Raw genomic sequence first — 21,431 nt, forward strand, 5'->3', positions numbered from 1 at the left:
TGTCGTGTCCCTGCCTCCGTACCCTCAGCCCCCGCGGCGGAAGCCCGCCGAACCACCCAGCGAGTTTTTCGGTGAGCCGATCACGCCGCGCCTGTCGGACTTCGTGCCGCCGCCGGTCGTCGAGCCGCCGCCCGTGCCCGCTCCGGCGCTCGTGATCGGCGACGCGATCACCATCGACACCGGTAAGGGCACGATCGAGGCGACGGTCACGGCGGTGACGCCGTCCAGCGGCGAGGCCCCGCCCGCGGCGACTCCGGAACAGTCTTTCGGCACGATTTGAAACTCTCGAACACGTGTTCTATGGTGACCGAGCCGGGCGGGTGGGGAAGACCCGCCCGGCAACCACCACCAGGAGCACACCATGCCCAACCAGCGCGAACGACGCGAGATCGACACCCGCCGCCACATCGGCGCACTCGCCGACGAATGGCGGAAGATCGCCGGCGGCCTCCCGTGGTGGCGCATCGACGAGACCGGACCCGAGCCCGTCGTCATCGCAACCGACCTCGACCAGCCGCTCGCGACGTTGCACGGCATGTGGGCCCCAGACATGGCCCGTTACCTCACCGCCATGAACAAGCAGTCAGGCGTGAATCTCGCTGAACTGCTGTGGCGCATCGGCGGCCATGGCGGCAGCGAAGACGTCACAAACGCGTCGGTCGAGCTTCTGCGCTCGCTTGGCCTCGAACCGCGGAACGACCGCTACCGCCCGAGGTAACCCACAAACTCGCGGGCCCGGGGTGATCCCTCCCCTCGGCAAACCGGGCCCGCGACCTGCTCACCAGGTAACACCCGCCGAACACGATCACGGGGTGTCCGGCCACCCATCACTCCCGCAGGAAACCCGCGAACGGATCGCCGACGCGATCCGGCGAGACCCCACGCCCACACAACGCGCCATCGCGCGCGAATTCGGCGTGTCCGTCTCCACCGTGTACCGGGTCGCCGCCGACGCAGACCTCGCCGACGCGTGGGAAGACCGTCGCGAACGAACCGAGGCCGCGACCGCCGCCCGCGCCGCCGACCTCGCCAAGCGCCGAACCGAGCTGCAATCCGGCCTGCTCGACGACATCGCCGAGCTTCGCGACCGCCTGTTCGGCGACGTCGTCCACCTCCATGTGATCAAGGTCGACCCCACCGCCGAGGAAGTCCGCGAGACCGTGCTCCCCGCGGGCCCGTCCGACTGGCGCGCCACCATGGGCGCCATCACCGCGGCCGCGCAGCAAACCGCGAACCTCGCGCGCCTCGACGCCGAAACCGCCGGCGCCGGGCAAGCGTCCGGGATGCTGGAGCAGTTCGAGGAATCGCTCCGTGCCGCCCGCCTCGCGCGCGACGCCGCGGCGGCCACCGAGCAGGACGACGCCGGGTGACCGACACGCGGGCGTGCCTGTCCGTCAAGCAGCAAGACAGCATCCTCGACGCCACGCACCGCATTAACATCTGGGAAGGCGCGATCAGGTCCGGCAAGACCATCGGATCCATCGCGCGGTGGTTGATGTTCGTGCGGACCGCGCCTGCCGGGCCGCTCGCGATGATCGGCAAAACCCGAGACACGCTCGCCCGGAACGTGCTCGACGTCATCGCCGACATGGCCCCGAGCGCGATCTCTTACACCCGCGGCGCCACCACCGCGCGCATCCTCGGGCGCCTCGTGCACATCATCGGCGCCAACGACGCCCGTGCCGAATCCCGCATCCGCGGTTTGACGCTCGCCGGCGCCTACGTCGACGAGATCACCGTCGTGCCCGAGGCGTTCTTCACCCAGCTACTCGGCCGCATGTCGGTGCCCGGGGCGAAGCTGTTCGGCACGACCAACCCCGACACGCCAACGCACTGGCTGAACAAGAACTTCCTCAAGAAGGAACGCCTACCGCTCGACGACCCCGACCGACCCGACCTCATCTCGTTCCACTTCAACCTGCACGACAATCCCGGGCTCGACCGCGAGTACGTCCGCGGCCTCATGGCCGAATTCACCGGCCTGTGGTTCGACCGGTTCATCCTCGGGAAGTGGGTCGCCGCCGAGGGCGCGATCTACCAGATGCTCGACGAGAAACGGCACTGCGTCACCGCCCCGGGTTCCGGGCTGTGGCGGAACGCGTGGATCGCCGCCGACTACGGCACCAGCAACCCGACACACGCGGTACTGCTCGTGCACACCGCACCCCTGATCCGCGACGGCACGCTGATCACGCCGGAACGGCTGCACGCAGTCGCCGAGTGGCGCCACGACGGCCGCGCCGCCGGGCAACTCACCGATGCACAAATCTCGGCGCGGATGGCCGCATGGTCCGGGCCGCTACTCGAACGCTCACCGGTCGCCCCGGGCACCGTGCTCGACCCGTCAGCGGCCTCACTGCGCGTCCAGATGCGTTCGGACGGCTGGCCCGGACTCCGCTCGGCGGACAACAGGGTCGACGTCGGCCTTCGCGCCGTCGCGTCGCTCATCTCGGGCGGCCGCCTTGTCATCGACAACGCGGCCTGCCCGCACCTGTGGGACGAGATGTGTGGCTACGTGTGGGACGACGCCGCCCTCGAACGCGGCGAAGAACAGCCCGTGAAGCAGGACGACCACGGGCCCGATGCCCTCCGCTACGGCGTCATGGCCGCCCGGCCGATCTGGCGGCAGTGGCTCCCCGAACTCGGCCTCGCCGCCGAGCAGAACGCGGCCTAGTTCGGCTGCAATACGACGCCAGGGCCGAACAGGTCATCGGACGAGACGGGCGCCGGCGCGCCGCTGCCCACCGCGACGGTGAAGAACTTCGATCCGGTCGGCACCCCGGGGATGCGGAAGTTGAACTCGCAGACCGCGACGTTCGACGGCGAGATCGCGCCGAATTCGAGGACGCCAGCCGCGACGATTGCGTTCGCGCTGTCCCGGATGGTCACGGATGCGCCTTCCCGGATGTCGGGTTGGCGGACGGCGTCGGCGAAGCACCGGCCCACGTCCCGGCTGTAGTGGACGTTCTTCGTGAGGGCGACGTGCCCCTTGGCGGTAAGACCGGGTCGGGCCGCCGGTGTGTCGTCTGCCGACAGGGCGATCGCCGCGGCCACGCCTCCGCCGGCGAGAAGCACGACGCCGGCTGCGCTCGTTCCGATGATGGCGCCCTTGCTCGGCATCGCTGTCTCTCCTCAGTGCACGGTCTCCCCTGGTCCATGTCGCCTCGGCCATCTGGTGCGTTACGGGCGGGGTGACAACGGGTCGGCACGCTCCGATCATGCTGATCGATCCGGGCACGACATGGCCGCCCCCTACCGCGTACGTCGACATCATGCGTGCGCGTTGGGAATCGTGGTCCGCGTGGTGGTCCGGTGATCTGCACAAGCTCCGGTCAACCGCCGCTGGTACCGCGCCGGGCGGGTACTGGGCGCGGCACGCCGAGAAACAGGGCAAGGGCACCCCGCGGCAGTTGCACATGCCGTTGGCCGCGGACATCGCCCGCACCTCGGCTGAGCTGATCTTCGGCGACTCGCCGCGGCTCGACTGGGGTAAGAGCGCCACAACGGTCACGAGCGCATGGGAGACGTTGACCGACGAACTCGGCTGGACCAACGCACTGTTGGAAGGAGCGGAAACCGCGGCCGCGTTGGGTGGCGTGTACCTCCGTCCGATGTGGGATCGGAACCTCGCCGACCGGCCGCTCGCGACGATGGTCCGCCCCGACGACGCGCTCCCGCTGTTCCGATTTGGACAGTTGGCGGCCGTCACGTTCGTGACCGTGCTGAACGAAGATCCCGCGCTGACGCTGCGATGGCTCGAACATCATGAGCCGGGGCAGATCCGGCACGAGCTATGGCTCGGCTCGTCCGGCAACGTCGGCCGCGCTGTTCCGCTCAATGAGCACCCGGTCACGGCCGGACTCGCCGAAACGTCGGTCATCGACACCACCCCAATCCGACCGGATGGGATCCTCTGCGAGTACGTCCCGAACGATCTACCTCAACCGCTCGTGCATCTCCCGCATGGCCGCGCCGACGTCCAGGGAAACGAGACCCTGCTCGATGCACTCGATGAGGTATGGGACTCGTGGATTCGAGACATCCGGATCGGCAAGGGCCGAATCCTCGTATCGTCCGAACTGCTCGACCCGGTCGCCGTGACCAGTGGCGGCCCGTCCTCGTGGTTCGGTCGGTTCCGCCGAGGCGGCGACGAGCGCGCGTTCGATTTGGACGCCGAGGCGTTCTCTCCCCTGCCGGGCATGCCCGCGGATGAGGCGGGGAAGCTCTCGCCGATCACGGTTGCGCAGTTCGCGTTGCGGGTGCAGGAGCACGCCGACACCGCGTATGCGCTCGTCGACGAGATCGTTTCGCGTGCGGGGTACGCGCCGCAGACGTTCGGCCGTCACGTCGAGGGTCAGCTCTCGGGTACCGCCATGGCGCGGCGAGAACGCCGCTCGACCTCGACTCAGGGCAGGAAGCGACAGCACTGGAAGCCGCGGACGTCCCGGTTCGCCGAAACGCTGATGCTGATCAACGCCGCAGTGTTCAACGGTCCGCGGCCCGACGCGCGTCCCGCTCTGGAATGGCCGACCGACCAGGCCGACCCGAAGGAAAACGCCGAGACGATCAATCTCCTGTCGCAGGCCGAAGCGATCTCGACCGAGATCAAGGTCAAGATGGCGCACCCCGAGTGGGAGCAAAAGGACGTCGACGACGAGGTCAAACGGATCAAGGCCGAGAATCCGCCCGCCCCGGACCCGCTCGACGGCGGGGAACCGTTCCCGCCGCCTGGGCAACGCGACGACCCCGCCGGTAGCGGCGACGAGCAGTGACCAGCCCAGCCGCCGCGCCACTCGGCGCGAACCCGGCCTCGGGCGCCGCCACTCTTAAGACCCTGCTCGATGTCTGGGATCTCGCCGCCGAGCGCATGATCATCGCCGTTGCTCGGCGGCTCGCACGCGGCATCACCACCGACGGATGGGCCGAGCGGAAAGCGCGGGAAACCCTCGCGCTCCGCGACGAACTGCGCGCGATCATGGCGCGACTCGACATCACCTCACCGCGGCTCGTCGAACAGGCACTCGCCGACGCCTACCTCATCGGGCAGCGCGCCGGGAAAAACCTCGAGGGATTTGCCCCGCTCGCGTCCCGGCCCGAGCTCGTGCAGACCCTCGCGCGCCGGTACGTCGAGCAGTTGCACGGCACGCACGTGCCGATCGTGCGCGCCCACGAAGACGTGTACCGCCGCGCTACCACCGAAACAGAACTCCTCATGCAGACCGGCACCATGGTGCGCCGCGACGCCGTCGCGCAGATCGTCGACCGCCTGCTCGTGAGCGGGCACGACCGGTTTCCCGACTCGGCCGGACGCCGTTGGCACCTCGACGCCTACGCGCGCATGGCCGGCCGCACCATCGCCGGGCAGGCCGTTGTACAGGGGCAGCTTGACGAGATGGTGGCCGAGGGCAGCGACGTCGTGGTCATCTCGGACAGCCCGCGCGAATGCAAGCTCTGCCGCCCGTGGGAGGGCCGTCTCCTGTCCATCACCGGCAGGTCAGTGGGGCAGGACCTCGACGGCCACCGTGTCGTCGGGACGGTCGCCGAGGCGCGGCTCGGCGGGCTGTGGCATCCGAACTGCACCCACCGCGCCGACCCCGTCATCCCGGGACTGACGCGTATCCGGCCCGCGAAGTCCGACCCGGAGGGCTACAAGCAGACGCAGAAGCTCCGCGCGCTCGAACGAAATTCTCGAGAATTGAAGCGGCGCGAGGCCGCCGCGCGCGAACTCGGCGACACGCCGACCGCCCGCAAGCTGCGCGCGGAAGTCCGCGAGAACTCGGCCGCGATCGAGGCGCACGCCGCGGCGTCCGGACTGAAACGACGGACCGACCGGGAACGCGGGCCCATCCCGGCCAGCACGAGACGTGCGCCCGCCTCGCGCCCCGGTCCCGAACAGCCACCGCGGCCCAACCGCGACGACGTGCCCACCGTGGCGCGTATGGAGATCGGGCGCGACGAGGCAGCGCGTGCCGCCCGGGAGCACGTCGAGCGCGTCACCCCGGAACCTGTTGATCTGGCGACACTGTCCGATGCCGACCTCGACGACTACCTCACGCGGGTGTCGCAGACCGACGATTTCGATGCGCTTGAAGCTGCCATCGTCGAGATGGAGCGCCGCGAGGCCGCGCCCGTCGACGCGGCGCCCGTCGACGCGAAGCAGCAGGCCGCCGACGAACGCGAGCAACGGCAGTGGGAGCACTTCGAGCGGCTGATAGATGCCGGTTGGGATGAGGAATCCGCGGCCGCCGAGGCGTACGGCCGGTCGGTGGAGCAGCAGCATCGCGACCGAGCTATCGAGTCGTTGCGGGCCCGCGGCTACACCGGACGCGGATTCGACGAACTCGCGCGCGCCGCGTTCCGCGACGTCGTGTACGACCAGTACCTCGCCGCCGAGGACGAGACCCGCGGCCACATGCTTAACGCGGCAGGCACGGCCGCGGGCATCGACCCGTTGAGCCTTTTCACCGGAAACGCTGCCCGCGCAAGGAAATACGCCTCGGACGAACTCAAACAGTGGTGGGACAACCACGGCCGGATCACGTACGATGCCTATATCGCCGACCTGCTCGGCGATACTGAAGCCGCACGCGACGCCCGGTTCCGCACGGGCGGGGAGGACTGGTTGCGATGAGCACACCCACGTCCCTCTCCCTCGCCGCGCTCCGCGCAGGCAAAGCCGCGGCCGAACGCGGCGACCGCTCGACGACCTGCCCGCACGACCCGACGAGCGATGACGTCGCCGAGCGTGTGCAGGCGAAGATGTGGCGCAGGGGCTACGCCGAGGGGAACCCGGTACAGCTCAGCGAGTGACAGCCCGCGCGCACAGTGGCGGCATGGATCCCTTTTACAAGCGCATTTTCGCGCTGTTCGGTGCGTCCGCCGCGCTCGTTCTCGCGCTCTCGGCGTGCAAGGTCGTCGGCGGTGTCGAGTGCAGCCCGGCGACGCAGTCGTGCCACGTCGACGTCACCCGCGTGACCCAGCCCGGCGAAACGTCAACGAAGCCGACGAGACCCGGGCCCAGCACGACGACGCCGACGGCCGTGACGCCCACCCCGACGTACCCGCCCACGACCCCTACCCCCGCAGGGTGACAGCAGGGCCGCACGGTGGCCGTATGTCGAATCTCACCGAAGGCATCCCGCCGCGTCACCCTGCCACCGAGGCCATACTCAAGCACTTCCGCTTCGAGCACCTGCGCCCCGACTTGAGGGAGGTGTCGCGCCCGTTCGGCGAATTGGCCGAGCAGATCGCCGCCGACCTCCCGGACGGCCCGGAGAAGACCGCGGGTCTCCGGAAGGTGTTGGAGGCGAAGGACTGCATCGTGCGGGCCGCGCTGACCGAGTGACAGCCGGGCGCGACTCTCGGCACCGGTAGCTACCTCACCGTCCTAGGAGGACAGACCCGCCATGCCTCGTACCGCGCTCACCCCGCAAAGCGTCAATCGCACCGGCGCCGAACTCGTCTTCGGTGTCGTCGATCCCGCGGCCTCGCCGAACGGAAACAGCTTCGCGACGACCGGCCGCGAACTGCTCGTCATCAAGAACGCCGACGCCGCGCCGCACACGTGCACGATTCCGGTCAACCCGGCCAGCGCGCCCGACGGCCTCACTGTCCCCGGTCGCGTCATCACCGTGCCCGCGGGTAAAACCCACGTCGCCGGCCCGTTCCCGGACGCCTATCGGCAGGCCGACGGTTCCGTGTATTTGAACTGGGACAGCGGCACGCAGATGACCGCGGCAGTGCTCCGCGTTCCGTCCTGACCCCCACCCAACACAAGGCCCCGCCCGCAATCCAGCGGGCGGGGCCGCTTCATGCGGTGACACGGCGGGATGACCCTCTCCGCATGACCTTCCCCAACAACGGAACCGGCGCCGCCGACGGCGGCCAGACCGGCACGACCACCGACCCGGCTACCACCCAGACCAGCGGCAGTAGGCAGCAGACGAGCACCGCTCAGCCGCCCGCACCGAACGCACCCGTCGCCGGACAGCAGCAGGACGGCGGGCAGCAGACCGCCCCGCCGAAACCCGGCCCGCCGGCGAACGCGGACAAGCGATTCACGCAGGCCGATGTGGACGCCATCATTCACAAGCGCATGAGTGGCCTCGAAAAGTCGCTCGGCGCGAAGCTCGCGACCGTCTTCGGTGGCGCGCCGGCCGACGGGGACGGGACGGTCAAACCCGAGGACGTCCTCAAGCGCGCCGAGGACATCCTCACCAGCGCGCGGAACACTGCGAATACGGCCACCGCCGAAGCGCTCGCGACGGCCGCAGGTATCAAGCCCGAGCGGATCGCGACGTTCATCGGGCTGGCTAACCTTTCCGGGGTGTTGAAGGACGTCGACCAGAACGACGCCGCCGCGGTCAAGAGCGCCATCAAGGCCGTCGTCGACGCGAAGGCCGCCGAATTCCCGGAGTGGAAGGTGTCCACTGTGGCCGCCGCGTCCGGGCCGAACCTCACCCCGGGCACCGCCGGGAACGCGAAGCCCACCTACACCAGGGCCGACCTCGAAAAAATGTCGCCCGCCGAACTCGCCTCGAAGGCCGACGAACTCGCGGCCGCGGCCGCCGAAGGCCGCATCTCCTGACGCCGACGCCGGGCGGGTGACACCGCCCGGCGAACCTCTCAGCACTGGCGAGAACAAGCCCGGCCACGCCACCGGGACGGAGGTAGCCGCCCGTACTCCGCGGGCAAGGCAGCACAGCCACGCGGAGAGGAGAACCGAACGTGGCCGTTACCAAGTTCATCCCGCAGATTTGGTCCGCGCAGTTCCTCAAGTACCTGGAAAAGGCACTGGTCTACGGGCAGGACGGCATCGTCAACCGGGACCACGAGGGCGAGATCAAGAACCAGGGCGACACCGTCAAGGTTCACGACATCGGCGAAATCACCGTGTCCGACTACACCCGGAACACGGACATCAACCCGCCCGAGACCTTGACCGACGTCGAGCGGCTGCTCGTCATCGACCAGGCGAAGTACTTCAACTTCCAGATCGACGACGTCGACGCCGCACAGGTCAACCCGAAGCTCATGGGCCGCGCGATGGAACGCAGCGCGTACACCATGCGCGAGGTCATCGACCGGTACATCGCCGCCATGTACGTGCAGGTTGCCGCGGGTAACACCATCGGCGACGACACAACGCCCATCGTGCTCAGCACGCCCGACATGGCGTACGAACTGCTCGTCGACCTCGGGACCAAACTCGACGAGGCGAACATCCCTTCCGTGCAGCGTTCCGCGATCATCCCCCCGTGGTTCCACGGCCTGATCCAGAAGGACGACCGGTTCGTCAAGGCCGGCACGACCCGTACCGACGAGGTCCTTCGGAACGGCGAAGTCGGCGAGGCGGCCGGCTTCCGGCTGCTGAAGTCGAACAACGTCCCGAACACGGCGGGCGCGCGATACAAGATCCAGGCGTCGACTCCGTGGGCGCGTTCCTTCGCGATGCAGATCACCGAAACCAAGGCCTACGAGCCCGAGCGGCGGTTCGCCGAGGCGGTCAAGGGCCTGAACGTCTACGGCGCGAAGGTCCTGGAGCCCAAGGCTATGGCCGTCGCCACCGTTTCCAAGAGCTGACCGGAGGACAACCGATCATGGCCGAAGTGTGGGTCAAGAACCTGGAGTCCGGCCTCCTGTGGGAGGTCGACGAAGACCAGGCTAAGTACCTATTCAAGCAGCAGAACAGCGACGGCGAACCGCTGTTCCAGAAGGCTCGCCCGCCGGTCAAGCCCACCGAGGGCGGACAGGCCGCGGCCGGCGCCACGGGCGCCGAGGCCGCGAAGTAAGACCGAGACCCGGGCCGCGAGGTCCGCTGTGGTGGTCGGATGCGCCGGGGAAGGTGGCGCGGCCCGGGTCTCACCTACACTTTCCGATGGAGGACTTCCCTATGCCGTGGTACGCACAGCACGAGGACGGGCACCCGAACCACGCCGACGCGGGTTCGGAGTTGGAGGCCGTTTACGTGCGCCTCGGGTACGTCGAGGTACAGGCGCCCGGCAGCGTCGAACCCGAGCAGACCGGAGAGACGCCCGAAGAGGACGACGACGCCGAGCGGCCGGACGACGCAACGAACGACAACAAGCCGGACCCGGACGCCGTGAACAGGCAGCGCGGTCACGGTGGTGTCGTCGACGAAGAATTCGGCGGGTGACCGCATGGGCCCCGATACCGTGCTCGCGGTTCTGTCCGGGCTCGGCACGCTCACCGCGGCCGTGTTCGGTGGCATCGCGACGGTCGCAGCGTCCCGGAGTAAGCGGGCCGCTGCCGATGTCGAGCAGATGGCCGCACACATGAAGACGCTCGACAGCCAGGTCAACGTATTGCAGGGTTGGCAGCTCGCCGCGCGCATGTACATCTGGCAGTTGCGGGCGACGCTCGCCGACCGCGGGATAGCGGCGCCGGAGCCGCCGCCCGAACTCGGTCTCGCGACGGACAAGCCGACGGGGTGACACGGCGCCCGCAGTCTTGCGGGCATGGCCACCTCTCAGAACGGCTACACCGCCAACGATCGGCGTCTCGTTTCGAGTCGTCTGGTCCCCGGCACCACCCGGAAACTGACCGTCCGAAATGGACCGTCTGGGGATCTGCTGCTGTGGGTCGCCGCGCAGTTCGACAAGCTCATCGAGGACATCGAGCAGGGCATCCTTGACGACTGGGGATACGCCGAGCGGCCGATCCGCGGCGGCGTCGAGCTGTCCAACCATGCGTCTGGAACGGCGATCGACCTCAACGCGACGTCGCACCCGCTCGGCACGCAGCCGACCGCGAACTTCTCGGCGTCCGAGATCGCGGGCATTCGCGCGATCGTCGCGCGCACCGAGGGCTGTGTCAGGTGGGGCGGCGACTACACCGGCCGCAAGGATTCGATGCATTTCGAGATCAACGCACCTGAATCCCGGTGTGCCGTTGTGTTGCACAAGCTCAACACATCCGGCGGTGGCGGCGCCACGCCGACCAAACCCACTACCAATTCGGAGGACTTCATGGCTCAGGGAGCCGCAGGCAAAGGTCAGATATCGATCCCGACGAACGGACTGCGCTCGTTCTACTGCCTGATCGGCGGCAAGAGCGCCAAGGTCACCGGGCGCCTGTACTACATCGGCGACACACCGCCCGGGACCGGTGCCCGCTATCTCGGTGAGCACGCGGTCAACTTCGACGCTGACCGCCCCGGGCCGTTCGGCATTCCGGAAGGTGTGCGTGGTGTCACGTTCTTCTACGACGCGACCGCTCCGTTCGCGGCGTGGTGCGTGTAATGACCGGCCAGCACAACGGTCCCGTCGACCGGCTGTCGATCGTTCAGGCCGAGCCGCTCGCCGTCGCCGAGGCGGTGCGCGGGGTCCTCGTCGCGATCATCGCCGCTGGGTGGTTCATCATCCCCGACGCCACAATCAACGTCGTCGTCTCGTTCGTCGGCCTGCTCGGGTCGGTCGTTTCGACGGTCCTGGCCCGTCGCCGCGTCTCGCCTGTCGCGTCCAAGGAGTAGAGCGTCATGCCGCTGCCTGATTCGTGGCCGAGACGAACCGTTCGCGGCACGATCGGAACCTGACATGACCTCCCTCATCTGGGCCACGCCCGCCGAAGTCCGCGCCTACCCGGGAAGCGGGATCCCCGCGGACATGACCGACGACGTCCTCGGCCAGTACATCACCAAGGCCGTACGCGCACTCGAACGCGTCATCATCCGATGGCCGACCGTCGACAGCGAGACCGGCAGAGCGTTCGACGCCGAGGTCCGTACCGAGATGATCGCCGCCGTCGCTGAGACCATCAAGGCACGGCGCAAGGCCGAGGCCGTCGAGGACAGCCTCGGCGGCCTGGCGCCCATCCTCGCCGCCGGCGGGACCATCTCCACGAAGACGCTCAGCGCGAGCACCGGCACGAGCAGCGCGGGCGCCACTGGCGCCGCTATCGGCGAGCGAGCAACCCGCGTCCCGATCGACGCTATCGACGCGCTCCAGTCCGCCGGCCTCATCGGAGGGAGCGCCCGCACATGGTGAGCCTGCTCGGATCCCTCATCCCCACACCTGACCCGATCGTCCACCGAAAAAAACTCGAGGATGGAGGCGACGGCGAGCAGTTCGCCGAGCCGGTGCCGCGGTTCGGTCGGTGGGAGCACACAACCAGCCAGATCCAGAACGCCGAGGGACGCGTCGTCACGCTGTCCGGGGTGATCTACCTCGAAGCCGCCGCGGATCCGCACGTCGGCGACCGGCTCGCGAGGGCCGGCGCGGGTCCGGACTGGCGCAGGGTCGAGAAGGTCGACACCGCGGCGTGGTTCGACGGCACGGTGATGCACCACGAGGTGTACGTCTCGTGAGCCTCGACGGGCTTGACGCCGTCGAGGCGCGGATCATGGCGGCTTTCGCCGAGGGCGGGCGCGAGGCGATGGAAGACCTCAAGAGCCTTTCGCAGGACGAGGTGCCGTACGACCAAGGCGACCTGTCCCGCTCGGCGAAGGTGTCCAGCGAGGAACGGTCCGAGGGCTGGGTCGGCGGTGTCTCGTACGACACCCCGTACGCGGCGGCACAGCACGAAAACCGGGATTGGACCCACCAGGACGGCCGGAAGGCCGGGTATCTCGGGGATCCGATGCGCGAGAACGCCGAGCGGTATCAGGCGCACATCGCGGCCGCGGTGAAAGCGGCGATGGAGTAGCCGCCGCAGGTGACACCCCGGGCCGATGGTCACGGGGTGATCGCTGCTGCCCTCGCCCGGCATATCGCCGCTCTCGGTCTCGGCACCTATGACGGTGTCGGTACCGGGGCACCGATCGTGCTCGGCGACGGCGGCGGAATGCCAGACAAGCCCAACGCGTGCTGGGCAGTCCACACCCTGCCGTCCTTCCCGCGCAGCGAGCCGACGATCGACTACGAAACGCCCGAGGTTCAGGCCGTCTACCGCACGGCGGCCGACGTGTCGCCGCTCGCTCGGCCGGGCGCCGAGATGGTCGACCAGCTCCGGCGCGCGCTCGACGGCACCGACAACACCCGCTGGGCGACGTCCACTGTAGACGAGGTCGACGTGTTGACGTGCAACGCGAACTCATCCGCTCCGGTCCCGCTGGGCCCGGACAGTCTAGGCCGTCCCCGCTGGTCGGTCTCGTTCCAACTCGAAACACCGATCAGGAGGTAAACCCGCATGGCCAGCATTTTCAAGCGGCTCAGTCGCAAGTGGACCATCGAGGTCAACACCGGCACCACCGAAGTCCCGAACTGGGCGAAGGTCAAGGGCCTGACCAAGCTCGGCCTCGTCGTCGACTCGAACGAGGTCGACACGACCGATTTCGACAGCGAGGGCTGGGAGGACAACGACACCACCTTCCGCAAGTGGTCGCTGTCCATCGAGGGATTCGACGGCTTCACCGGCCCGGTCAACGCGCAGGTCGACGACCCTGGACAAGCGTTCCTCAAGGCCAAGGGTTTGCTCACCGGGCCCGAGGCGAAAGCCGAGATCCGCCTCTACCGCACCGACAACAACAAGGGCTATTCCGGTCTCGCCACGTCGAACTGGAAGGGCGCCGGCGGCGAAGTCAAGAACATGGAGCCGTTCAACTGCGACCTCGTCGGCTCCGGTCTGCTGTCCCCGTTCGTCTACACCCCGTAAGGAACCCCGGACCTCATGGCCACCTTCCCCGACCTCGACCGTTTCATCGAGGACACCACCGAAGACGACACCCTCACCCTGCCGATCGGCGGCCGCGAATACGTCTTTCGTGCCTCGCTGCTGCCCATCGGTCGTGCCCTGGAAATCCAGAAGCTTCGCGAGGAAAGCTCCCGCATCCTCGCGGCTCGCGCGTCCGGCGCCACCTATCAGCCGTCGGACGCGTTCAACGAGGACCTGAAGGCGTTCGACGAGCAGGGCCTCTATCTCGACGTGCTCGGCGACGAGATGCGCGAGAAGCTGATCGCGGACAAGGTCCCGTTCCCTACCGTGCTGCACGTCGGAACGACGCTCGTCGCCTGGCATATGTACGGCACCGAGAACGCGCTTCGCGTGTGGACACGTGGCCAGATGGAGGACGATGACAGCCGCCCCCCGGCCGACGCTTCGGGGTCGTCGAGTCCGCCGACGACATCCCGGAGTGGATCGACGAAGAAGAAGCGTCGCAAGCGCAAGGGCCAGCGCTCACGTGGAGCGACTACTTCGAGCGCTGGACGCTCATAGAGAGCGACTTCCACCGCGAGTATGGAGTCGACCTCTCGGCGCCCGAGATCCTGAATGGACGGTCGTGGCGCTGGTTCTGTTCCCGGCTGTCCGGCTTGTCGGCAAAAAGCCTGACCCGGCTTTCGCTCGCCGCGCGTGAGGACCAGGGCCGCGACGACGTCGACGACCTCGACCGCGAACTCGGCGTCCGCCGAGAGTGACACCCTGACCGGATCGTAGCCGTGTGGCCCTGAACGTCGGAAAGATCGTCGCCCTGTTCGAGGGCGACGCGAAGTCCTATTTCGCGACGTCCAAGAAAGTCCGTGCCGATGCGGTCGGCCTCGACGGCAAACGCGTCACCCCGGAGATCGACGGCGACGCCGCGCCGCTCGACCGGGTCCTCACCCGCGCCCGCGCAAACCTCACCGCGTTCGCGGGCCGAGGCGCGGTCGCGCAGATCGACGCCGACATTTCCCGCGCGCAGGCACGCATCCGCGAGATGGAGAGCCGCCGCGGCGAGGTTGGGATCGACGTCGACGCCGAGATCGCCAAGGCCGAGGCCACGATCGAAGCCCTGACCAGCCGACGCCGGAACCTCACGATCGGCGTCGACGCCGACACGGGCGGGGCGTTCCGGGCTGGTGCCGCGATGGGCGCGGCCGCGAAAGCCGGTATCGCGTCGGTCGGTGTCGCCTCGGCGCTCGGCCTCGGCGGCGGCCTCATCGCCGGTGCTGGTCCTGCGATCCTCGGCGTCGGCACGGCCGCCGGTATCACGGCAGGGCTCGTGTCCACCCTGTCGAAATCGTTCAAGGCCTACACGGCGGACCAGAAAGCCGCCGAGACCGCGGCGACCGGCGGCGCGGCCTCGGCGCTCGCTAACGCGATCGCGATCCGGAACGCGAACTACGCGATCGCCGACGCGAAACGCCGCGCCGGCGAAGCGGCCGCCGATTCAGCCCGCCGCGTCGAGGACGCCGAGCGGTCCGTCGCGCGCGCAGAGCGGGACGCCGAACGCGCGACCCGCGCCACCACTGCCGCGCGCGCCGATGCTGCCCGGCAGCTCGACGAACTCGCCGACCGGGCCGCCGGGTACAAGACCTCGGTCGAAGACGCCGCCCTGTCCGTCGAGGAATCGAAAAAGGCACAGGACGAGGCGAACGCGCGCTACGGCGAAGGCAGCCTCGAAGCGCGTCGCGCCGCGCTGAACGTCGAGCAGGCCGAGGAACGCCTTGTCCGCGTCCGCAAGGAAGGCGCGCAGGCCGTCACCGAGATGAACCTCGCCATGGCGAAGGGCATCGACGGATCCGACCAAGTGATCGCAGCGAAGGAAGCCGAGCAGGCCGCGGCCGAGCGGGTCGCAGACGCGCGCCACGCCGAGCAGGTCACGCGGGAGCAGGCCGACCGGACCGCCCGGGATGGGGCCGAGCAGGTCGCGCGCGCGGTTCAGTCGCTCGCGGACACGCAGGCACAGCAGGCCGCCACAGCAGGCGCCGCCGCCGCGAAGACGTCGACCTACGCGGCCGAGCTCGCGAAGCTGACGCCCGAGGGCCGGAAGTTCGTCGAGACCCTGATCGGGATGAAGGACTGGTCGGAGCGGCTCGGCCGGACCGCGCAGGCCGAGACCCTGCCCGGCTTTACTCGGCTGATCGACGCCGGGCGGGACCTCGAACCCGTTCTCGCGCACGGCATCACCGTCGTTGGTGGCGCGATGTCGGACACCGCGGACAAGGCCGCCGACCTAGCGGAGTCGCCCGCGTTCCAAGCTGATCTGTGGGAGGCGTTCGACAACGCGGTCCCGGTGCTGGACGCGATCGGGGACGCGACGGTCGACCTCACCGGCAGGTGGGTCAAATTCATGGCCGACGGCCGCCCGGCCGCCGAAGGTCTCGCGGACATGATCGACCGTCTCTCGGCCGGTACCGGCGACTTCCTCGACGAAGCCACGCCCGGCATGGACGCCTACGGACGAGTGCTGCGCACGACCGGCGACATCGGACAAGACTTCCTCGGATGGCTCGGACGGCTCGTGTCCCTGTCCGCAACCGAGGCCGCGCCCGCGCTCGACCGCACCCGCGACGCTCTCCGCGAGGTCGAAGCCTTCATCCTCGAAGTCGCGCAGACCGGGCTACCCGCCATGGTCGGATCGTTCGGGACCGTGCTCGACATGCTCTCAGGCTTCCTCGACATCATCAAGCCGATCGCCGGGGAACTCGGCGGGATCGCCGGCGCGGTGATCCCGTTCGTCGCCGCGCTCAAGCTCATCGACAAGGTCACGATGGGTGGCGTCTCTGGCCAATTCGACATGGTGAAACGCCGGATCGGTGAGGCCGATTCCGCGCGCGGCCGGTTCGGAAATGCGCTCGCGGGCATGGGCGGCGCGGTCTTCTCGCCGTTCGGCCTCGCGGTCGCCGGGATAACGACCGCGCTTGCTGTGTGGGGCGACATGCAGCAGCGCGCGAACGAGCTCCAGAAGCGGGCGGCTGACGGCGTCAAGGCGTACCGGGAAGAACTCGCGTCCACTGGTGGTGTGCTCGGGGACAACACGCGCAAGCTCGCTGAAAAGAACTTGTCCTCATTGGACGCCTACAACACCGACAAGAAACTCGTCGACGTCGCTCGCGAACACGGGATCAGCCTCGCGGACCTGACCGCCGCCTATGAAGGAAACAAGGAGAAGCAGCAGCAGATTTCCGGAGCCCTGTCGGACCAGAAAACCAAGTGGTATGAGGTGCACCGCGGCGTCGGCGACGTCGTGCAGCAGGTCGGATACTGGATCGGCGCATCGGACGAAGGCGCAGACTCCGCCGCGGACCTCGAAGGCCAACTCAACGGCTTGTGGAACGAGGTCAACAAAACGGCCGAGGGCACCAAGAAGATGACCTACGAGCAGGGAATCGCTTCCGGTGCAACGAAAACCCTCGACGACGACATCAAGGAGATGGCCGACTCGACCGGCGACGCGGCGTCGCGCGGGGCCGCGCTGATCGACTTCCTTCAACGGCTGGCCGGCCAGTCGCCGACGTACGAGGACGCGGTACAGCGCATCAACGACCAGATGCGGACGCTCGCCGATCTGTTCGGCGCGAACATCGACAAGTCGAAGGGCTGGGGGCAACAGCTTCTGAACGCCTCGGGCGGCATCGACACAAGCACGGCCAACGGTTCCCGCCTCCGTGACGTCCTGAAGAGCATCGCCGAGAACACCGCGGGCGCCGCGCAGGCCGCCTACGATCTCGCGATTCAGCAGGGCAAGAGCGTGCCCGAGGCGATGGCCGCCGCCAACGCGGTCGTCGACGACCAGAATGGACGTCTGCGCGGTCTCGCCTCAGCGATGGGGCTCTCGGCCGAGCAAATGCAAACCCTGTTGAACAAGTACGCACTCACGCCCGAGCAGGTTCTCAGCGTCATCGGTCAGCCGGGAATGCAGAACGCGCAGGCACAGGCCGACAGCTACAAGCGGAACTATCTCGACAAGATCGACCGCAACGTGACGACGAACTTCGGCGTCAACACCCAAGGCGCGTACGACTCGGTTAACCGGTTCCTTCGCTGGTACTACGACTTGATCACGAGGCCTCTGCCCGCGCCAACGATCGATCCGAATGGGTCTGCGCTGCCGTTCGGCGACTCGGGCGCGCCGCGCCGAGCGAAGGGCGGCCCGGTCACTGCTGGCACGAAGTATCTCGTCGGTGAAGAGGGCGAGGAATTCTTCGTCCCGAAGTCCGACGGCATGATCGTGCCCGCCGGGCCGACCGCCGCTTACCAGGCCGGTATGGAGCACGCCCGCGCAATGGCGCCGGCCGCGCCGACGATGGCCTCGGTCGGTGGCCGGACTTCACCCGCGCGCGGCGGCGATGGCGCCTCGGCGGCGGCCGAGGGTGCCATGGCGACGCTACAAATCGGGGTGGAGATGCAGCAGGCGCTAGCGGAAATCCGTGGCCTGGCAACGGTGGTCGCGAATCGACCTGTCGTCCTGGAGGCCGACGGTCGGGTGATCGCGACTACGGCCGAGCGTGGCGCGGTCAAGAACTTGAGGAGGTGACGGGGTGCTCATCGGCTACCCGTGGGATATCCGCCCCGTCCGCAACCCTCTACGCGGTCTGCGCATATCCACAAAGGACAACCAGGTCGAACACGAGATGATCTCGGGTGCGGTCCGGACGACCGGGCGCCCGAACACGCCGCGCCGCTGGTCCGCGTCGTGGGTGAACCTGTCCGATTCGGACGCTCGGTGGCTCAGGTACCTGTACCGCCGTTCCGGCGGGCCGGGCCCGGTGGTCGTGATCGACGCCGCTACGCGGAACTTCCAACCCCCGGCGGCGAGCCTCGGCCGCGGCCGCCCGGACCAATGGGCGCCATCCTCGGGCACGATTGCCGCACAAACTGACCTCTCGAACTTGTGGTCCGGTGGCGCGGCGGGCGCCGAGCTGACGTGGCGGCACCCGGTGTGGGGCCGGTGGCCAGTCTCTCCGGGGCTCGTGTTTTCGTTCCGCCACAACGCAACCGGGGCAACGGCCGGTGTCGCATTCTACACGCGCGCAGGTACAGCAATGTACGGCGTCAACTCGTCAGGCATGGGGATCAGCGTTACGCCGCCAGCGGGCGCCGTATGGGTCCGGCCGTACCTCGTGAAGACGGGCGCCGGCGCGCTGACTGTCCCCGAATCGTGTATCCGGTACGAGTCAGAGATCGGTGCGTCGTGGGGCGATGGCGAGCACTGCGCCGCAATGACGCTACGAAACCCGTCGGAGGCGATTCAGGTTCTTCCGCTCCGTGACCTGACCCTCGACCTGCTGGAGATGTGATGCAGTTCGAGAACGACGTCGACCTTGCCCGCGCGATCGCGTCCCCCGAGGTGATCATCGACGGTCTGCTCGAAGTGGACTGGTCGCGCGACGGCCTGTACGCGCACAAGTACAGCAACATGTCATGGCTCGCGACACGCGTCACCATCGACGATGGTCCGATCTCCGGCGGACTGCCGATCGAGGTCAACGACGTCGCCGGTTTCGCGTCCAGCCAGCTCGACGTGACCTTCGGCGGTGTCCGCTACAGCGACCCGGATACACAGGCCGCATGGTCGCAGCAACTCGCCGAGCAAGGGCTCACCGCGATCGAGTTTTTCGACCGCTACAACCCGCGCTCCCCGATCCATGGCCTGACGGTCGAGGGCACGCCAATGCGGTACGCGCGCCTGGTCACCACCGACAGCGGCGAAAAGCGAATCCAACAGTTCGAGGGCTGGTTCCGCACGATCGCGCTTGACGAGCTGGCTCAGACCGTCACGATCACAGCCGGGGACGTCGAGGACTTGGCGGGCGCGTTGATCACCTTGCCGCGCTGGGCGATCGGGCCCGGTCCGAGCTTCGGCTTTGAGCCCAACAGCAACGGCGAGTATTCACCTCTGCATCCGATCTCCGTCGAGTGGGTCATCGAAGAATGCCTCCGCGCTGGCGGCCGCGGCACGGGCCCGATGCCGCGACCGGACGCGGTCGCGTATTGGACGCTGCACGGTTCGTGGCTGCCGTCGGTGGGGTATCTCGGCGGGCCGTACCCGAGTAAGCACTCGATCACGTACCAGTCCGAATTCAAGCCGGGGAAGTACGGTACCTGCCACAACTGGGCCAGCTGGATCGACAACGGCAGCGCATCCGGCGGAGAGGGCTGGGCGGCTACTCCAGTCCAGATCCCGTTTCCTGGGGCTGGGCAGCCCACCAGCTATATCGGCATGGCGGGATGGTTTGAGTCCCACGGTGGCCCGTCGCCGACGCCGGGAAACGGATATGAATCCGAGATTATTCTCGTGCTGGACGACTCAAGCGTGGAAGACCCTGGTTATGCCCGATTGACGGTTGCAAACAACGGTAGGACTGAGCTGACGATTATCGAGTCGTCGTCCTCTGGTAGCCCCAATGCGGACTGGCCTCGCTTTTGGAGTTGGGTTTCGAACACGTCGGCCGGTTGGCATTACCATGCCGTGCAGATCACGATCACCGATAATTCAATCTCGGCGACGCTTCGGATCGATGACGTGGTCACTGCGTGGACGAGCACGCCCTCGCAGACCGGTGGTTTCATGCAAACAAGGTCGCCACGACCCGGCGCCTCGAATAAGATCGTCGCACGCGGCCGCGTGACCAGCTGCCAGCATTTGCAGATCTACGCCGGGGACACAGCCGCCACCTACGACCCGAACCAGAAGCACCCGATGTGGGCACTCGAAGGGAAACCGGCGCCGTCGGTGCGCACGGCATCGAAGAACCTCGGCTTGACCCATCTCCCCGACGTGAAGAACCGAAGCGCATGGGAGGTCTTGAAAGAGGTCGTCGCCGCCGAGCTCGGCACCCTGCACACCGACGAATTCAAGCGCATCCATTTCCAGAACGCCGAAGTAGGCTACCTGCCCGCCTACTATGGGGTAGACACCACTCCGAAACGGACCATCACCCGCGACGAGGTGCAGAACGTTCGTGTAAAGCCATCGTCGGACCAGTACCGAAACGCTATCGCGATGTCGTGGACGACCACGAAACAGGTCCGCAAGATCGTGTGGCAGAACCCCGACGCACAAAACTACTTTCTCCAAGCGGGATCCTCGCTGAATGCGACGGTCTCAATGAGTGACGTCGTCGGTATCTACGCCGACGTCGCCTACACCAACGGTTCAGCCGCGCCGGCGGAACCGCACCTGTACGGCACGCAGCTTTCCTCGGTCCGCGCCGACGCGACCGGTACGGTCGCACCGTTCCCCTGGTCCGCGAGCGTCGTTTTCGCGGACGACCAACGAAGTATGGACCTGTCGGTCCTCGGCGCGTCGACGCCGATGTATGCCGGGTCACTGCTCGGCGCCGCTAGTCCGAACTGGACGGTCGGCGGCAACGCCATGGACAGCAAGGCCACCACCCGCGAAGTTCTCCAGTCGCCGCCGCAGATCGCCGCCCGAGGCGCCGCACTGCTGGAGATCCCGGACAATCCGTGGAGACAGGACGCCTCGACCACGTTCGCGCTGTCGTATATCGCGCTGCTCCAGTGCGTTGACCCGTTGCCGCTTCTGGATTCGATCACGATCACGGCGGATCCGCGATTGCAGCTCCGTGATTACGTGCTCGTCGAGGCGGCGTCAACCACGTACTACTGCCAGATCATCGGCATCCGGCGGTCGGACGGGCCCGACGGCAGCCTCGACACGCTCACGCTGCGACTCGCGGCCACCCCGAACACCTGGACCCTCGACGATCCTGTCCTCTCGATTCTCGGCTCTACAACGGTTCTCGCGTAAA

At 67.9% G+C, this 21,431-nt stretch carries 27 protein-coding genes; 25 read left to right on the plus strand and 2 right to left on the minus strand.

Going from position 1 to position 21,431, the window contains the following annotated elements; genetic code table 11:
- Positions 1 to 4 precede the first annotated feature (4 nt).
- The 4 genes from ACLJQ7_RS33205 to ACLJQ7_RS33220 all read left to right on the plus strand — a co-directional run bounded on the left by ACLJQ7_RS33205 (position 5) and on the right by ACLJQ7_RS33220 (position 2,674).
- Positions 5 to 280, plus strand: a complete 276-nt coding sequence (locus ACLJQ7_RS33205; RefSeq protein ID WP_410652102.1) for a hypothetical protein — start codon at positions 5 to 7, stop codon at positions 278 to 280.
- Positions 281 to 361: 81 nt separating this feature from the next.
- A complete protein-coding gene (locus tag ACLJQ7_RS33210; RefSeq protein WP_410652103.1) occupies positions 362 to 718 on the plus strand; it encodes a hypothetical protein in 357 nt (118 codons plus the stop codon).
- Positions 719 to 812: 94 nt separating this feature from the next.
- A complete protein-coding gene (locus ACLJQ7_RS33215; RefSeq protein WP_410652104.1) occupies positions 813 to 1,370 on the plus strand; it encodes a helix-turn-helix domain-containing protein in 558 nt (185 codons plus the stop codon).
- A complete protein-coding gene (locus ACLJQ7_RS33220) occupies positions 1,367 to 2,674 on the plus strand; it encodes a PBSX family phage terminase large subunit (protein ID WP_410652105.1) in 1,308 nt (435 codons plus the stop codon). Before ACLJQ7_RS33215 ends, ACLJQ7_RS33220 begins: the two co-directional genes overlap by 4 nt.
- Here ACLJQ7_RS33220 and ACLJQ7_RS33225 read toward each other — a convergent pair.
- Positions 2,671 to 3,120 carry a hypothetical protein gene (locus tag ACLJQ7_RS33225; protein ID WP_410652106.1) on the minus strand — a complete coding sequence of 150 codons (450 nt, stop codon included), beginning with the start codon at positions 3,118 to 3,120 and terminating at the stop codon, positions 2,671 to 2,673. The genes ACLJQ7_RS33220 and ACLJQ7_RS33225 overlap by 4 nt on opposite strands.
- Positions 3,121 to 3,218: 98 nt before the next feature.
- Between ACLJQ7_RS33225 and ACLJQ7_RS33230 the strand changes: the two genes are divergently transcribed.
- The 3 genes from ACLJQ7_RS33230 to ACLJQ7_RS33240 are packed head-to-tail and all read left to right on the plus strand — an operon-like array spanning position 3,219 to position 6,810.
- Complete coding sequence (locus tag ACLJQ7_RS33230; protein ID WP_410652107.1) at positions 3,219 to 4,772, plus strand: hypothetical protein; 1,554 nt, start codon at positions 3,219 to 3,221, stop codon at positions 4,770 to 4,772.
- Positions 4,769 to 6,631, plus strand: a complete 1,863-nt coding sequence (locus tag ACLJQ7_RS33235; RefSeq protein ID WP_410652108.1) for a phage minor capsid protein — start codon at positions 4,769 to 4,771, stop codon at positions 6,629 to 6,631. The genes ACLJQ7_RS33230 and ACLJQ7_RS33235 overlap by 4 nt, the downstream gene beginning before the upstream one ends.
- The gene (locus ACLJQ7_RS33240; RefSeq protein ID WP_410652109.1) at positions 6,628 to 6,810 is read left to right on the plus strand and encodes an Rmf/CrpP fold protein; all 183 of its coding nucleotides are present in this window, start codon (positions 6,628 to 6,630) and stop codon (positions 6,808 to 6,810) included. Before ACLJQ7_RS33235 ends, ACLJQ7_RS33240 begins: the two co-directional genes overlap by 4 nt.
- Positions 6,811 to 6,844: 34 nt before the next feature.
- Here the strand turns inward: ACLJQ7_RS33240 and ACLJQ7_RS33245 are convergent, their stop codons facing one another.
- Positions 6,845 to 7,069: a hypothetical protein gene (locus ACLJQ7_RS33245; protein ID WP_410652110.1), complete on the minus strand. Its 225-nt coding sequence runs from the start codon at positions 7,067 to 7,069 to the stop codon at positions 6,845 to 6,847.
- Positions 7,070 to 7,114: 45 nt separating this feature from the next.
- On the opposite strand from ACLJQ7_RS33245, the gene ACLJQ7_RS33250 reads away from it, so the two are divergent.
- From ACLJQ7_RS33250 to ACLJQ7_RS33335, 18 genes are all read left to right on the plus strand, one after another.
- Positions 7,115 to 7,345 (plus strand): hypothetical protein, encoded by a 231-nt coding sequence (locus tag ACLJQ7_RS33250; RefSeq protein WP_410652111.1) that lies wholly within the window; start codon positions 7,115 to 7,117, stop codon positions 7,343 to 7,345.
- A 61-nt stretch (positions 7,346 to 7,406) separates the two neighbouring features.
- Positions 7,407 to 7,760, plus strand: coding sequence for a hypothetical protein (locus ACLJQ7_RS33255; protein ID WP_410652112.1), 354 nt, complete (start codon positions 7,407 to 7,409; stop codon positions 7,758 to 7,760).
- 83 nt (positions 7,761 to 7,843) lie between these two features.
- Positions 7,844 to 8,587: a hypothetical protein gene (locus ACLJQ7_RS33260; protein ID WP_410652113.1), complete on the plus strand. Its 744-nt coding sequence runs from the start codon at positions 7,844 to 7,846 to the stop codon at positions 8,585 to 8,587.
- 140 nt (positions 8,588 to 8,727) lie between these two features.
- On the plus strand, positions 8,728 to 9,582 hold the full coding sequence (locus ACLJQ7_RS33265; protein WP_410652114.1) for a hypothetical protein: 855 nt from the start codon (positions 8,728 to 8,730) through the stop codon (positions 9,580 to 9,582).
- A gap of 17 nt (positions 9,583 to 9,599) precedes the next feature.
- Positions 9,600 to 9,791, plus strand: a complete 192-nt coding sequence (locus ACLJQ7_RS33270; RefSeq protein ID WP_410652115.1) for a hypothetical protein — start codon at positions 9,600 to 9,602, stop codon at positions 9,789 to 9,791.
- 86 nt (positions 9,792 to 9,877) lie between these two features.
- The gene (locus ACLJQ7_RS33275) at positions 9,878 to 10,156 is read left to right on the plus strand and encodes a hypothetical protein (protein WP_410652116.1); all 279 of its coding nucleotides are present in this window, start codon (positions 9,878 to 9,880) and stop codon (positions 10,154 to 10,156) included.
- A 4-nt stretch (positions 10,157 to 10,160) separates the two neighbouring features.
- Entirely contained in the window at positions 10,161 to 10,454 is a 294-nt protein-coding gene (locus ACLJQ7_RS33280) for a hypothetical protein (protein WP_410652117.1), read from the plus strand.
- A 24-nt stretch (positions 10,455 to 10,478) separates the two neighbouring features.
- A complete protein-coding gene (locus ACLJQ7_RS33285) occupies positions 10,479 to 11,261 on the plus strand; it encodes a M15 family metallopeptidase (protein ID WP_410652118.1) in 783 nt (260 codons plus the stop codon).
- Positions 11,261 to 11,491 (plus strand): hypothetical protein, encoded by a 231-nt coding sequence (locus tag ACLJQ7_RS33290; RefSeq protein ID WP_410652119.1) that lies wholly within the window; start codon positions 11,261 to 11,263, stop codon positions 11,489 to 11,491. The genes ACLJQ7_RS33285 and ACLJQ7_RS33290 overlap by 1 nt, the downstream gene beginning before the upstream one ends.
- A 64-nt stretch (positions 11,492 to 11,555) precedes the next feature.
- Positions 11,556 to 12,005 carry a hypothetical protein gene (locus ACLJQ7_RS33295; RefSeq protein WP_410652120.1) on the plus strand — a complete coding sequence of 150 codons (450 nt, stop codon included), beginning with the start codon at positions 11,556 to 11,558 and terminating at the stop codon, positions 12,003 to 12,005.
- Complete coding sequence (locus ACLJQ7_RS33300) at positions 11,999 to 12,325, plus strand: hypothetical protein (protein WP_410652121.1); 327 nt, start codon at positions 11,999 to 12,001, stop codon at positions 12,323 to 12,325. Before ACLJQ7_RS33295 ends, ACLJQ7_RS33300 begins: the two co-directional genes overlap by 7 nt.
- Positions 12,322 to 12,663, plus strand: coding sequence for a hypothetical protein (locus ACLJQ7_RS33305; protein WP_410652122.1), 342 nt, complete (start codon positions 12,322 to 12,324; stop codon positions 12,661 to 12,663). Before ACLJQ7_RS33300 ends, ACLJQ7_RS33305 begins: the two co-directional genes overlap by 4 nt.
- Positions 12,664 to 12,699: 36 nt before the next feature.
- Positions 12,700 to 13,140: a hypothetical protein gene (locus tag ACLJQ7_RS33310; RefSeq protein WP_410652123.1), complete on the plus strand. Its 441-nt coding sequence runs from the start codon at positions 12,700 to 12,702 to the stop codon at positions 13,138 to 13,140.
- A gap of 6 nt (positions 13,141 to 13,146) precedes the next feature.
- A complete protein-coding gene (locus tag ACLJQ7_RS33315) occupies positions 13,147 to 13,611 on the plus strand; it encodes a phage tail tube protein (protein ID WP_410652124.1) in 465 nt (154 codons plus the stop codon).
- Positions 13,612 to 13,626: 15 nt separating this feature from the next.
- Entirely contained in the window at positions 13,627 to 14,172 is a 546-nt protein-coding gene (locus ACLJQ7_RS33320) for a hypothetical protein (RefSeq protein WP_410652125.1), read from the plus strand.
- A gap of 223 nt (positions 14,173 to 14,395) precedes the next feature.
- Complete coding sequence (locus tag ACLJQ7_RS33325) at positions 14,396 to 18,193, plus strand: hypothetical protein (protein WP_410652126.1); 3,798 nt, start codon at positions 14,396 to 14,398, stop codon at positions 18,191 to 18,193.
- 4 nt (positions 18,194 to 18,197) lie between these two features.
- Positions 18,198 to 18,956: a hypothetical protein gene (locus ACLJQ7_RS33330; protein WP_410652127.1), complete on the plus strand. Its 759-nt coding sequence runs from the start codon at positions 18,198 to 18,200 to the stop codon at positions 18,954 to 18,956.
- The gene (locus ACLJQ7_RS33335) at positions 18,956 to 21,430 is read left to right on the plus strand and encodes a hypothetical protein (RefSeq protein ID WP_410652128.1); all 2,475 of its coding nucleotides are present in this window, start codon (positions 18,956 to 18,958) and stop codon (positions 21,428 to 21,430) included. Before ACLJQ7_RS33330 ends, ACLJQ7_RS33335 begins: the two co-directional genes overlap by 1 nt.
- The last annotated feature ends 1 nt before the right edge of the window (position 21,431 follow it).

Origin of the sequence: Amycolatopsis sp. cmx-4-54 (assembly GCF_046548895.1) — a bacterium.
Taxonomy (GTDB): Bacteria; Actinomycetota; Actinomycetes; order Mycobacteriales; family Pseudonocardiaceae; genus Amycolatopsis.